The sequence below is a fragment of the Actinophytocola sp. NPDC049390 genome, from assembly GCF_044466355.1.
Taxonomy (GTDB): Bacteria; Actinomycetota; Actinomycetes; order Mycobacteriales; family Pseudonocardiaceae; genus Actinophytocola.
The window spans coordinates 966,760-979,362 of sequence record NZ_JBITMQ010000002.1 but is presented as its reverse complement, the minus strand read 5'-3'; the positions used below and the strand labels follow the sequence as shown (position 1 = coordinate 979,362).

Sequence of the window (12,603 nt, the reverse complement as noted above, 5' to 3'; positions counted from 1 at the left end):
CGTCATGTTGTGATCCAGCGCGGGGCCGGACCGTCGTGGTCCGGCCCCGTCAGTCCTTGTGGAACGGTCAGCGTCAAGCCGCCCTTCGTCCCGGCAGCGGCTGGACATTCAGGACGTCAGGCAGCGTTTGTCGCTCCATGACCCTCGAACCTGGATCGAATCTGTTCGCGCTCTCGCCCGTGGCCTTCGTGGCCGTCAAGGAAGTGACCGCCGGAAGTGGCACGACGGCCCTCACTTCGATCCCGAACTCCAAGTGGCCGGTGGGACAGCGATCTACCGGCCACCATTGTGGTGGTGGCCGGCAGACCGGGGCGGGTGGTTCAGCGGAGCCAAGGGTTCTTTTTGACGACCTCGAGGTTCGCCCATGCCTTGCCGAGGCCCCAGGTGTTGCCCGCCGCGGTGATGGCCACAACGATGATCACGAGGGCGTAGATGATGTGGTAGTCGAGGATGGGGTTGGTCGACATGGTGGGTTGACCGGTTTCGGTGATGCGGTCGAGGGGCCATTCGGCTGCCCACATGAGCAGCATCATCAGGATGCCGGTGACGGCTGTGATTCGCAGGCCGATGCCGAGCAACAGGGCGAGGCCGATGCTGGCGAGGCCGAGCATGAACAGCCAGTCGGCCCACCAGGCGCCGGCCATGCCGCGGAATGCGTCTGCGAAGGGGCCGTGGTCAATGCCGCCGAGGAAGCCCTTGGTGGGGGATCCGCCGTTGAGCCAGGCGCGCTCGGTCGGGGTGGCGTAGCCGAGGCCGAAGGTCTTGTCCAGGAAGGCCCACAGGAAGACCAGGCCGGTGGCGATCCGCAGCACGGCGGCCATGACGGGGCCTGCCGTCGAAGGGGCCGTCGCGGTCGTGGCTGTCTGGGCCGTCGCGTGCTGGTCCGGGATGTTCTTGTGTCGCTGGGGGTGGTCCTTGAGGGCCATTGTCGCCTCCGTCGTCGTTCCTTACGACAACCAGTCTTCGCGTCGGCGACGCTCCGGTCCGAAGGACAACGACCTCGATGCGGATCCCGTTGGGCTGGAACCGGTGAGGTCTTTGGTCCCACAGACCCGTTCAAGGATGTGTGGTGTCGAATGGGACCCGCCAGGCGAGGTGTGTGCCGGTGATGTCGACCGTGCCGCGGTGGATGCGGGCCCGACCGAGGACGGCGGAGATGTCGATCGCGCCGCTGGTGGCCTGGAGGCCCACCCCCATCGGCCGCACCTTGGGGTTGGTGAAGAACTGTTCGCGGTGCTGGGCGTGCCTGCCGTGCGACCTCTGCGGCACGAGCACCTCGATCGCCTGCCGACGAGGTCCCCGCGAGTGAAGCCGAACAACTGCTCGGTCTGCTGGTTCACCAGCGCGATCCGCCCGTCCGGCCCGGCGATCACCATCGCGTCGGGTGCGGAGTGCAGCAGCCCGCGGAACATCGACTCGTCCTGCCGCCGTCGGTGACGTCCTGGGTGGTCGTGACGAACCCGGGGGCCTCGCCGTCGCCACCGCGGATCGGGGCCATCATGACGGTGGCGCGGAACCGTTCCCCACTTTTGCGCAACCGCCAGCCCTCGACCTCGTCCGCCGTGAAGCCGGTCAACATCGCGGCCCCGGCGTCTCACCCGATGATGTGGCCCGCGGCGTTCAGCGTGACGAGCCCATCGCCGCGCGGTTCACGGTCGCTTCGAACTCCCGCAGGCGCGACGTCGCATCGGCGGAGTTCGGGGCCGTTCCGTCCATCCACCAACACCTCGAGATCCGCCGCCGATGAACGTTCGACCGACGCTATCCACTTCCTCCTCGGGGATCATCCCCGACGACCCAGTCGTGAACGGAAACGCAGCGCTGATCGCACGGCGAGAACCAATTTGACCAGCTGGACCACCAACGCGATGAATACCACCGCGGCGACGGAGACCAGCCCGAGCCGGACCACGGTCGTCCAGTCGACGTCGGAGTCGTCGAAGCGGAATGCGGAGTGATTGCGGCAGTTCATCATCGATGGGCTGGGGCGGACGCGGTTTTCCGGTGTCGGGGTTTGAGCTGACGTTCTCGCCGGTGAAGAGTGTGTCGGTGCTCTGGGGGCTGGACGGCAAGGTGCCGGAGCTCGCGGTCATCTGCACACGCATGTGGCGATCGCAAACCGCGTGCTGGGGGAGGACGGGAAGTGGCGCACGCTCGATAGCCGACAGTCGTTCCGGATCGCGGTGAGCATGTCCGAGCGTTACAACTCGCTGCTGGAGCAGCATCTGGTTGAGCAGCTGGGTGTGCGGTTCGTTGCGGTGGAGCGGTCACCGGGCAAGCGGCCGGTGCGGGAAATCGAGGGCATCCCGGCGGTGTGGATCCGTGGGGTTCTCGCGGTGCCGCGCGCAAGTCGAGAGCATCTACGACGACCTGGTCGGGGACTACGTCGCTCAGCATGGCAAGACGCCGCCGCGGTCGGTGCAGTTCCAGCTCGCGCAGCAGGCCACGCTCACCGACCGGCCCGCCAAGACACGGCTACGCACGTTTGCGGAGCAGGACCTGGATATCGAGTCCACGCTCCAAGCCGCCCTGTCCCGCGAACCCGTCACCGCCAGCGCCGGAGACCCATCTCGGGGAGGCGCAGAACAGCACGAGCATGCGGACCAGGAGCGGGTGGGGGTGGAGCCCCGATCTACCGGAGACCTCACCTAATTGATCAACGGCACGCGCGGCTGGCAGTCCCCGGAGTAGCTGGGCAACTGCCGTATTCCGGGGCGACCCGCACATGCACCGTGTTCGCCAACCTGACCTCTACGACGTCCCATTACTCCGTCTCGAATAACGCGTCATCCGACGAGCTGAAGGAGGGTGTCCGATACACGCCACGCAACGCGGCTCACGTACAGCCGATTAACCACTCGACAATTCTTCTATCAGTCGACAATACTTTCGCGCGTTAAATCCCCGGTTCGCATCCGCGAAATCACTCCCCGTGCACCCTTTCAAAAATGCTCACCTCGCCGTCAGACCCCGGCGCAGCACGACATGGCGCGTGCCTGATGGCCGGACGGCACCCGGTGAACGGCGAGCGGCTGGTGTCGCCGAAACTCGCGGTCCCGGTCGACGTGAAGGTCTCCTTGGGCCCTCTGGTCGCCGCCGTGCACGCGTCTGCCGCCGAGCGCGGGCTGACGCGGACACGTCTGGTGCCGTCGCCAGTAGGAGATCACATCGGCCGGGGGTGTGCCCGTTTGCGTGCGACGAGTTCGGTGCCGTAGCCGAACATGGCGGCGAGGCCCTGCTCGGACCGGCCACGGTCCTCGGTTTCGGCCGCGTCCCGCGCCAGGCCTACATCGACCCGACGAACAGGGGCATTCAAGGGAATCTCAACCGTCCACTCCGGGCTCGGGTTCGTGGCGCTGGAATGGCAGCGCAGCTCCGCCTTCGCGACACCGCGTGGTGTTGGTCGCGACGCCCGCTACGTCGTGCGCCGCATCCTCCGCCAGGGGTGACCAGAGATCCGCTGAACGGGTGGATCTCCGCCTCTCCGCGCCTGACGATCTGGACTTATTGGTGAGTACTTCTCACACTGGGGAGTTCAGGATCGTGAGGCGGTGGGGGATGAGCCAGGCGTCGCTGTTCGGGCCGGAACAGGCACCGGATGCCAAGCAACCGCACGACCTACCGGTCCGGATGCGCGTCCTCATCACGGTGAAGGCCGCGCCGAACCCCTCAGCGGGGTACGGCGAGACCGTCTGTGTCGCGGGAATCCGGCTGGACCTCGACGCACCGGGATGGGTACGCCTGTATCCGATCAACTTCCGCGACCTGGACGCAGGCATGCAGTTCAGCAAGTACGACATCGTCTCGATCAGCGTACGCCCAGCGCGTGCTGACCCACGTGTCGAGAGCTGGCGACCGGAGGTAGGCAGTCTCCAGAAGGAGGATTGGCTACGGCCGTGGGCCCGGAGACGGCCGATTGTCGAGCCCTACATCGAAGGATCGATGTGCGGTGTGTTGCAGGCTGTCCGGGACAATCCTCCAGCGAAGTCGCTTGCGCTGATACAGCCGAAGGAAGTCCTTGATGTCGACATCGAGCCGCATCCGGGCTGGACCGCCGACGAGCAGGCGAAGATCGACGCCTATGTCGGTCAGATCGACATGTTCGGCGCGGACCGAACACCGTTGGAAGCGCCCCAGTTCAAAGGTTGGTACCGATACCGCTGTCACGATCCGAGCTGCAGGACGCACCGGCAAGGTATCCTCGACTGGGAGTTCGTCGCGCTGCAACGCAAGCTCCCCGGTGGTCCTGCGGATGTAGCGGCAGCGTTGAAGGCGAAGTTCCTCGACGTCTGCTCCAGTAACCACGACGTGGTGGCGTTTTACGTTGGTAACCAAGCGAAACGACCGCAGACGTTCAGTGTACTCGGTGTGTACTACCCGAAACGCTAGTACACGCCGAACGTGCGCAGCTGTTCGTCCACGCGGGAGAGAACGACCTGACGATGGCAGCGGTGGTCGTGCGCTTCGAAACACAACACGGCAACCCGCTCACTGGCCGCTAATTCGGTGACACGGTCCAACGCGGCGGCCGCATCCGCGTCTGCGAGCAGCGTGGAGTACCGGTCCAGAGCAGCGTGTAGTTCGTCGGAGTCTCCGGAGAACGCGGCGCGGTTGTCCTTCGGGTTACCCAAAGCCCGCAGATGTTCGTACCGGATCCCTGCTGCTTCAAGGTATTCAGCCAGTGCCCTCTTGCTGAAACCGCGCTTGCGTGAGATCGGTGTCAGCCGGACGTCGACCACGACGTCCACGCGGGCCGCGAGCAACTCGTCCACGAACTGCTCGACGTCCCGACCCTCGTAGCCGACGCCGACCACACCTGCTCGTTGCCTGGCCGTCGTCACGCGCGCAACCCTCTCATGCCCGCTACGAGCCCACCACCTCAGGAGCGGCGGATCGGTCGAGACGTTTAACACTTCTCCTCCGTCGTGCGATTACGCCTTCGTGACGCTTGACAGGCTCCTGATCCGCCTCCACCACCAACGATCATGCCGCCGTGGGCCTTGCGGCAGGCCGGGACCTGCGCAGTTCGACTGGTTGATCCACTTCCGTGGTCGCGCACTCCATACGTGCCGGAAGACATCACGACGAGGTCGACCGAGACGCGCTGCAGGGTTTTTGCTGCCCCAGGGACCTGGATGAGACTTGGCAGCCGCGGCGACGGCGGCGGGTTAGGGTCGGCGCTGTGAACCGGGAGTGGATGCGTCAGCAGTTGGAGAGCTACCTGGAGCTCGTCGACCGGATGCGGCGAGCGCAAACCCCGCCCGTTCCGGACACCCGTGGGGCCTACGGGGTTAGCCAGGATCGAGCACAGCGGCTCGCACTCAGCTCGGAACTCCGGCGCAAGGACGCGATGGTCAAGCAGATCATCAAGCGCTTGGATCCGGCTCTGGCCGACTTCAACGTGGATCGCGCGACGACGGGCCTGGGGTCGGCTCAGCGGGCGGTAGAACGAGCTCTTGGAATCCTGGAGCACCAGGAGGAGTGGGAGGAGAACCTCGCCCCAGATGGTCCTACGCTGCCAGCCAACCAGTTTCACCCTTGGGTGTGGGACGCCGCACGCACTTTGTGGGAGAGCAAGCATTTCAGGATGGCAGTGAATGCCGCTGCCACGGCGATCAACGCCCACACGCAGACCAAGGTCGGCGATCGAAGCATCTCGGACAACGACCTCATGAACAGGGTGTTTCGGAACAACCCACAGCCAGGACAGAAGGTCCTCAAGCTGCCTGGTGACCATCAGGACCTGACGATCCAGAGTCGGCAACGATCGCTCCGGCCGTTCGCGGAGGGCTGCTTCGCAGGTATCCGCAACCCGGCTGCGCACGACGCCGGACCGGATTGGAACGAGCAAGAGGCACTTGAGTACCTCGCGGCCTTGAGCATTCTCGCCAGGGCTATCGACGAGTGTGAGGTCGTGGTACACAGCTGACGCGTCACCTTGCGACCTCGTGGCACATAGCGGACGGGGTCTGGGCTCGACAGGTTTGGCGTCGCGACGGTTGTGGGCGCCACGCTGTCTATGCCATGTCGGTCGGGTTGCTGGACTGTTCGCTGTTCGCGGCGCGCAGGGACACGACGTGGTTGCCTGCGGCGAGGGTCAGCCGGGCCGCTCGCGTGCCCCAGAGGCGTTCGCCGTCGCGCACGACGCCGACGGTGACGGGCATCAGCCTGCGCAACAGACGCACCGACCGCATCCGTGACGTGTCCTGTACAGCCTCGGCTCCGGTCACTGCCTGGTGCAGGATCTTCAGTGCGGACGCGAACAGGATCAGCCCGAACACGAGGAATGCCCACGTACCGGCAGCCAACAGCGCGGCGCCGGCCGCGATGAACACGCCGCGCAGCACCAGGGCGCCGACGATGCCGTAGAGTAGCACCCGTTGCTGCACCGCGGGCGGCACCGCGAACGCGGTGAGCAGCAGCATGAAGACGAACAGGTTGTCCACCGACAGGGACTTCTCCACCACGAAGCCAGTGAGGAACTCCAGAGCCTGGCCACCACCGAAAGCCGCCCACAACCAGAACCCGAAGAGCACGGGCAGGGTCAGGTAGAACGCCGACCAGCCCACAGCCTCCCGCATCGACACCTCATGCGGGCGGCGCGTCACCACGAAGTCGGCGACCAGCAGTCCCGCCAAGACCGCGATGCTCACCACCCACAAGCCGGGCGAGCCGACGGACTCCACGGACGCGGACAGCGCAACAGACGAGCCGGGCATCAGGACCTCCTCGAACAGCGACGTGTTCGAGGTCTCCTTCACCCACGGGGGCGGCTTCCCGGAGGCATCGATCGGGATGCCCGTACTGACCGGGAGAGCCCTACGGAAGTACTCCCCTCGCAGCAAGTATCAGCTCTCATGTAGAGCGAGTGAGGAGGGCTCATGGCGGAGAGGGACGCGATATCCGACCCGTGGGGTACGCGGACCCCGTATGGACCGGGCGAGCAGTGGCCGGTGCGGGTCGACTCACGTCTGGCCGAGGGACTGACCGACGATGACGTCGACAGGTGGGTGCCGACCGCGGCCGTGCTGCACTCCAACGGCGACGGCATGGAGATCGCGGTCAAGGACGGCCGGATCGTCGGGGTCCGGGGTCGCGCCGAGGATCGCGTGAACCACGGCAGACTGGACACCAAGGACCTGTTCGGCTGGCAGGCCAACCACGCGCCGGATCGGCTGACCACACCGCTCGTCCGCCGGGGCGGTGTTCTCGAGCCCGCGTCGTGGGACGAGGCCATGTCCCGGATCGTCGACCACAGCAAGGCGCTGCTGTCCGAGCAGGGGCCCAGCGCTCTCGGGTTCTACACCAGCGGCCAGCTGTTCGCCGAGGAGTACTACACGCTCGCCGCGATCGCCCACGGTGCGATCGGCACCAACCACCTCGACGGCAACACCCGCCTGTGCACCGCGACCGCCGCGGCCGCGCTCAAGGAGTCGTTCGCCTGCGACGGTCAGCCCGCCTCCTACACCGACGTCGACCACGCCGACGTGATCGCCTTGTTCGGGCACAACGCCGCTGAGACCCAGTCCGTGCTCTGGGCACGCATGCTCGACCGGCTCGCCGGACCCAACCCACCACGCCTCCTGTGCGTCGACCCGAGGACGACCGAGGTCGCGAAGGCCGCCACGATCCACCTGGCGCCGCTTCCGGGGACCAACCTCGCCCTGATGAACGGCCTGCTGCACGAGATCCTCGCGGGCGGCTGGGTCGACCACGCGTTCGTCGAGCGCTGCACGGTCGGGTTCAGCGACCTCGAGCAGATGGTCGCCGACTACCCACCCGACCGCGTCGCGGCCATCTGCGGTGTCCCGGCGGCGCAGATCCGTGACGCCGCCGCGCTGCTCGGGGGCGCGGAGCGCCTCCTGTGCACCGTGCTGCAGGGCTTCTACCAGTCCCATCAGGCGTCCGCGGCTGCCGTGCAGGTGAACAACGTCGTGCTCGTCCGCGGCATGCTCGGCAAACCGGGCTGCGGAGTCCTGCAGATGAACGGCCAGCCCACCGCGGAGAACACCCGAGAGTGCGGTGCCGACGGCGACCTGACCGGTTTCCGCAACTGGGCGAACGACGCGCACGTCGCGGAACTGGCCGAGCTGTGGAACCTCGAGGTCAACCAGATCCCGCACTACTCGTCGCCGACCCACCTCATGCAGATGCTGCGGTACGCCGAGAACGGCACCATGCGCTTCCTGTGGGTCTCGGCCACCAACCCCGCGGTGTCGTTGCCCGAACTGTCGCGCGTGCGGTCGATCCTCGAGCAGGACCGCCTGTTCCTCGTGGTGCAGGACGCGTTCCTCACCGAGACCGCCGCGCTCGCCGACGTCGTGCTGCCGGCGGCGATGTGGGGCGAGAAGATCGGCACGTTCACCAACACCGACCGCACCGTCCACCTGTCCGAGAAGGCCGTCGACCCGCCCGGTGACGCATGGGCCGACCTGGACATCTTCCTCGACTACGCCCGGCGCATGGACTTCCGGGACAAGGACGGCGCACCGTTCCCCGCCTGGCACGACGCCGAGTCGGCGTTCGAGGCGTGGAAGCGGGCCTCGGCAGGTCGCCCCTGTGACTACACGGGGTTGAGCTACGACCTGCTCCGGGCACGCGGTGGCATCCAGTGGCCGTGCAACGAGGAGAACCCGGACGGGACCGAACGCCTCTACACCGACGGGAAGTTCTTCGCCGACCCGGACTACTGCGAGAGCTACGGCCGCGACCTGGTGACCGGCGCACCGGCCGAACCCACCGAGTACCGCGCGAAGAATCCCGACGGCAAGGCCCTCATCAGAGCAGCCGAGTACGTGCCACCGCACGAACCGCCGGGCGACGAGTTCCCGTTCGCACTGATCACCGGCCGCACCATCTACCACCTCCACACCCGCACCAAGACCGGCCGCGCGCCCCAGCTCCGCGACGCCGCACCCGACGTGTGGGTCGAGATGTCCCCGGCCGACGCCTCCGCCAAGGGCATCGGCGAGGGTGATGTCGCCGAGCTCACCACTCCGCGCGGCACTGTCCGCGCCCGCGTCCGGATCAGCGACATCCGCGACGGGGTGCTGTTCTTGCCGTTCCACTACGGCTACTGGGACGCCGCCGGCGCGAAGAAGGACCGTGCCGCCAACGAGCTGACCATCACCGACTGGGATCCGGTGTCCAAGCAGCCCCTGTTCAAGACCGCGGCGGCGGCCATCCATCGCGTGGCCGCCGCCCAGGGCCCGGCACCCGCCCCCACGACGGCCGCGTCCGCTCCGGTGACCCCCGGAGTACCGGCCACCACGGGCGGCCCACAGGCCAACGCTGTCGAACACGTGACGGGAGCGAACACATGAAGGTCGGCCTCGCCGTGCGCGAACTGCACCGCGCGGAGAAATCCCTGGCCCGCGACCTGCTCAAGGTCGCCGACCGGCACCACGCCGAACACGAGATCCACCACGTCGCCCGCGACATCGCCCAGTGGTCCCGCGAGCACGTCCGCCTCCTTGCCCAGGCCGGAGAGAAATACGGGTTGTCGCTCGACGACGACGTCCCGCACACCTCAGGTCCGCTCGCGCCGCTTCGCGCGAAGCTCAGCGACGTGACCGGACGGCTCGCCCCGCCGGGCCTGCTGTTGCTGGCCGACCTGCGGCGACTCCACCGCAAGGTGGCAGGTTTGTCGGTCGACTGGGAACTCGTCGCCCAGGGTGCGCAGGCTGTCAAGGACACCGAGCTGCTCGAGCTGGCTCAGAAGTGCCACCCCCAGAGTCTGCGTCAGCTCACCTGGACAAACGCCATGCTCAAGGTCCACTCTCCGCAGATCCTCGCCAGCTGACGAGGAGTCGTTCATGCCGATGGCTGACCTGCGCCGCGACGCCGAAACAGCGACTTACCATAGTTGCGTGACGCAACCGATGGCAGCGAACGACGGGACGGACGAAGCGCTCGCGGTACTGCGCGCCATGGTCGCGATCGCCGACTCGACAGTCGAGTCAGTGGTGGAGCAGCTCACACTGACGCAGTTCCGCACCCTGCGGACGGTGGCGGAGAGGACCCCGGTCACGATGAGCGCGGTCGCTCACGAACTCGCCATCAACCCGTCCACCGTCACCAGGGCGGGTGAGAAGCTGGTCGCGCTCGGCCTGCTGCAGCGCGCGAGGAACCCGCTCAACAAGCGGGAGACGCTGCTGGCCCCCACCGCCGAGGGCCGCCGCATCGTCGAGCAGGTCGACACGGACCGACGGCAGATCCTGTCGAGCATCATGCGGCGACTGGACGAGGGGACCAGGACTGCCGTCGCGGCCGCTTTCGAGCACTTCGTCGCCGCAGCCGCGACCGTGCCGCCGTCCACTGTCGTCGAGCAGTCGAAGGTGTGAGCGCCGATTCCGTCCGCTGACGTGGTCAGCCCTGGCGGAGGTGGTCGCGCAGCTCCCGGAGGGTGTCCAGGGTGGCGTGCGCGGTCTCCGCTGATGCTGTTCCGGTGAGTTCGTCCACGACCTTCGCGGCCACGTCCCGCACCTTGGAGTTGGTGTCTTGTGACAGGGTGGTCAGGAGGTCGAACGCCTCCGCTTCGTCCAGTTTGAAGTCCTGCATGAGCATGCCTTTGGCTTGCTCGATCACCGGCTGGCTGGCGATCTGCTGCTCGCGTTGGTGAAGCTGCTCGCGCAGCAGCGTCGCCTCGTCGATGCCTTCGATGCCTTCGACGGCGGCATCAAGCGACTCGTGCACGGCTGTGGTCTCCGACAGACCAGCCAGCAGCAGCGAGCGCAGCACGGACCCGGTCGCGACGAGATGGAGCGACAAGCTCGCGTTGTCGGTTCGCATCGCGTCGACCCCGGCAACCGCCAGGGTGTCGACCGTGCTGAGGTCGACCACCAGTGCCATGGCTCCTGGCGGAGGGTCGAAGGTCAGCAGCGCGTCGTGGACATCGACCGCGGACGCCGCGGTGATGTCACCGTGGACCTGGAGGATGTGCACAGCGCCGTGCCGAGACCAGGAGAGCCTCGGCATGTCGTCGGAACCGGGCTGATCGCCGGTCGATGGTTCGCGCATGCGCACGCAGTCAGGATGGCACTGTCGTACGCGGTTCGCTAGGGCTTCGCCGATCGCGTACGCGTTGTGCAGGAGGCGGGCTCGCTTCCCGCGGGCACATCACGGACACGTCACGGTGCTCGATACGGAAAACCGGGGTTCATGTAGCCCATGTGCCAGTAGGGCACGTAGCCGTAGTAATCGTAGAAGCTGGCGGTCGACGTCCGATCCAGGACGAGATCGGGATCGTAGGCCGGACTACCGGCCACGTGCTCGCGCTCTGTGTCGACGTGGACGGTGTCCGCGACGCTGGTCACCGCGTCCACCGGGATCAGAACCTTGTCTTTGCCCAGCCCGAGGAACCCACCAGCGCCGACATCGAGGAACCGGACGCGGCGTTCGACGTGGTCGATGATCAGGTCGTCGACCTCGCCGACCTTGTCATCGTGGGGGTCCAGTACGTCGCGGCCACGGACGTCTTCATCGCGTTCGGCAAGGGTGAGTTCGGTGTCACCGAGCCGAACGAGGGGGGCCGTCCCATTCATCACGTGCGCTCCCTTCGAGTTCGTGAACCTCGGCTACCCCGTCGTTGGCTGTGAGGAACCGAGGGGAGCGGGCCGTCACGAGAATGCAAAGTGGAGGCGTTCGGCCGCGGCGGCCATGGCGCTGTGAAGAGGCCGGAGCGCTGCACATTTTATGAAGGCGAGTGCGCTGCGCTGACAGGCCCGTCGTGACGTGGAGTTGCCGACGCGGATGCGCGTTCGGCGGGGGCAAGCGGTACTCGTCGGTGGACGAGGCGAGACGGTTCGCCGACGCGTTCGACCGAGACGCAAGGCGGATCCGCGGCTCAGGCTTTGCCCTGCCCGCGGCGATGGTTTATCTGGTGTCGTTGGCGGGCTTGGTCACGACGCGTTTCAACGAGCTGGAGGCGTCGACATTCGCTTCTTCGTCGACGCTCAAGCTCAGTCGCTCCACGAGCTCGCCGCCGAGCCAGCCGCCTATCAGGGCGAGGATGATCGCCGCTGTCGCGAGTGTGATGGACAACGACGTCGGGTCCCACGTCGTGCGGTCGAGCCGGACTAGCCAGCTCACCGCGAACAGCGCCACCATCAGCACGTTCACGAGCCCGTGTACGAGGCCGACTTTCTTCGCGCGGGTGTGCTTGGGCACAGCGAACCAGTCGATCCATCCGAACAGGATCGCGGCCAGTCCGCCGAGGACACCGGCGGCGGTGGTGTATGCGGCGCTGACCGCGAAGCTCCGGGACTCCGTGATGAGGAAAAGGATGTCGAAGACGAGGGCGGTGACCAACAGCCCAAGGGGGAAGACGATGAGCACGGGATGTATCGCGTGGCCGGCGAAGCGGGCTCTACTGCGCATGATGATCGCTCCTCAACTCACCGATATCGCACCTCACTCGGGTGCGGTGAAGAAGTAGGGAGGCGTGGCCGATAGGCCGTCGTGCATCACACCGTGGATCGACGTCGGCCATGCCCGACCGTTTCAAGCGTAAGCCGGGGGAGCGAACCGTGCGAGTTTCGGGTCATGGCCGCTGGTTCGGCTCCGCGTTGGGGCCGGTCACCGCGGTCGGGACAGTCGAGTGTC

Annotated in this window: 14 protein-coding genes and 3 pseudogenes; 7 read left to right on the top strand and 10 right to left on the bottom strand. The window is 66.7% G+C overall.

The genetic code is table 11. The features are described 5' to 3' along the window. Positions 1-320 precede the first annotated feature (320 nt). The 4 genes and pseudogenes from ACIBVP_RS10920 to ACIBVP_RS10905 form a co-directional block, all read right to left on the bottom strand. Positions 321-926 carry a hypothetical protein gene (locus ACIBVP_RS10920; RefSeq protein WP_396105843.1) on the bottom strand — a complete coding sequence of 202 codons (606 nt, stop codon included), beginning with the start codon at positions 924-926 and terminating at the stop codon, positions 321-323. A 130-nt stretch (positions 927-1,056) separates the two neighbouring features. Continuing rightward, positions 1,057-1,269 carry a hypothetical protein gene (locus tag ACIBVP_RS10915; RefSeq protein ID WP_396105871.1) on the bottom strand — a complete coding sequence of 71 codons (213 nt, stop codon included), beginning with the start codon at positions 1,267-1,269 and terminating at the stop codon, positions 1,057-1,059. Between the two features lie 59 nt (positions 1,270-1,328). Next, positions 1,329-1,376, bottom strand: a pseudogene (locus ACIBVP_RS10910) (hypothetical protein); the annotation flags it as partial. Next, positions 1,370-1,579: a hypothetical protein gene (locus ACIBVP_RS10905; RefSeq protein WP_396105842.1), complete on the bottom strand. Its 210-nt coding sequence runs from the start codon at positions 1,577-1,579 to the stop codon at positions 1,370-1,372. The pseudogene ACIBVP_RS10910 and the gene ACIBVP_RS10905, both read right to left, overlap by 7 nt. A gap of 526 nt (positions 1,580-2,105) precedes the next feature. On the opposite strand from ACIBVP_RS10905, the pseudogene ACIBVP_RS10900 reads away from it, so the two are divergent. Next, positions 2,106-2,270 (top strand): annotated as a pseudogene (locus ACIBVP_RS10900) (relaxase domain-containing protein); the annotation flags it as partial. Positions 2,271-2,322: 52 nt separating this feature from the next. Then, positions 2,323-2,652, top strand: coding sequence for a hypothetical protein (locus tag ACIBVP_RS10895; protein ID WP_396105870.1), 330 nt, complete (start codon positions 2,323-2,325; stop codon positions 2,650-2,652). 511 nt (positions 2,653-3,163) lie between these two features. Here the strand turns inward: ACIBVP_RS10895 and ACIBVP_RS10890 are convergent. Further along, positions 3,164-3,316 carry a hypothetical protein gene (locus ACIBVP_RS10890; RefSeq protein ID WP_396105841.1) on the bottom strand — a complete coding sequence of 51 codons (153 nt, stop codon included), beginning with the start codon at positions 3,314-3,316 and terminating at the stop codon, positions 3,164-3,166. 242 nt (positions 3,317-3,558) lie between these two features. Between ACIBVP_RS10890 and ACIBVP_RS10885 the strand changes: the two genes are divergently transcribed. Beyond that, positions 3,559-4,389: a hypothetical protein gene (locus tag ACIBVP_RS10885; protein WP_396105840.1), complete on the top strand. Its 831-nt coding sequence runs from the start codon at positions 3,559-3,561 to the stop codon at positions 4,387-4,389. Here ACIBVP_RS10885 and ACIBVP_RS10880 read toward each other — a convergent pair. Then, positions 4,386-4,841: a DUF488 family protein gene (locus ACIBVP_RS10880; protein ID WP_396105839.1), complete on the bottom strand. Its 456-nt coding sequence runs from the start codon at positions 4,839-4,841 to the stop codon at positions 4,386-4,388. The genes ACIBVP_RS10885 and ACIBVP_RS10880 overlap by 4 nt on opposite strands. A gap of 341 nt (positions 4,842-5,182) precedes the next feature. Between ACIBVP_RS10880 and ACIBVP_RS10875 the strand changes: the two genes are divergently transcribed. Next, the gene (locus ACIBVP_RS10875; protein ID WP_396105838.1) at positions 5,183-5,929 is read left to right on the top strand and encodes a TIGR02391 family protein; all 747 of its coding nucleotides are present in this window, start codon (positions 5,183-5,185) and stop codon (positions 5,927-5,929) included. Between the two features lie 223 nt (positions 5,930-6,152). Here ACIBVP_RS10875 and ACIBVP_RS10870 read toward each other — a convergent pair. Continuing rightward, positions 6,153-6,719 (bottom strand): annotated as a pseudogene (locus ACIBVP_RS10870) (TerC family protein); the annotation flags it as partial. A gap of 162 nt (positions 6,720-6,881) precedes the next feature. On the opposite strand from ACIBVP_RS10870, the gene ACIBVP_RS10865 reads away from it, so the two are divergent. From ACIBVP_RS10865 to ACIBVP_RS10855, 3 genes are all read left to right on the top strand, one after another. Continuing rightward, positions 6,882-9,323 (top strand): molybdopterin oxidoreductase family protein, encoded by a 2,442-nt coding sequence (locus ACIBVP_RS10865; RefSeq protein WP_396105837.1) that lies wholly within the window; start codon positions 6,882-6,884, stop codon positions 9,321-9,323. Further along, positions 9,320-9,802: a hypothetical protein gene (locus ACIBVP_RS10860; protein WP_396105836.1), complete on the top strand. Its 483-nt coding sequence runs from the start codon at positions 9,320-9,322 to the stop codon at positions 9,800-9,802. The genes ACIBVP_RS10865 and ACIBVP_RS10860 overlap by 4 nt, the downstream gene beginning before the upstream one ends. Positions 9,803-9,869: 67 nt before the next feature. Then, positions 9,870-10,343, top strand: coding sequence for a MarR family winged helix-turn-helix transcriptional regulator (locus ACIBVP_RS10855; RefSeq protein WP_396105835.1), 474 nt, complete (start codon positions 9,870-9,872; stop codon positions 10,341-10,343). A 25-nt stretch (positions 10,344-10,368) separates the two neighbouring features. Here the strand turns inward: ACIBVP_RS10855 and ACIBVP_RS10850 are convergent, their stop codons facing one another. From ACIBVP_RS10850 to ACIBVP_RS10840, 3 genes are all read right to left on the bottom strand, one after another. Beyond that, positions 10,369-11,019, bottom strand: coding sequence for an ANTAR domain-containing protein (locus tag ACIBVP_RS10850; protein WP_396105869.1), 651 nt, complete (start codon positions 11,017-11,019; stop codon positions 10,369-10,371). Between the two features lie 110 nt (positions 11,020-11,129). After that, the gene (locus ACIBVP_RS10845; protein WP_396105868.1) at positions 11,130-11,543 is read right to left on the bottom strand and encodes a PRC-barrel domain-containing protein; all 414 of its coding nucleotides are present in this window, start codon (positions 11,541-11,543) and stop codon (positions 11,130-11,132) included. A 331-nt stretch (positions 11,544-11,874) separates the two neighbouring features. Next, positions 11,875-12,378 carry a DUF2231 domain-containing protein gene (locus tag ACIBVP_RS10840; protein ID WP_396105834.1) on the bottom strand — a complete coding sequence of 168 codons (504 nt, stop codon included), beginning with the start codon at positions 12,376-12,378 and terminating at the stop codon, positions 11,875-11,877. Positions 12,379-12,603: the final 225 nt, after the last annotated feature.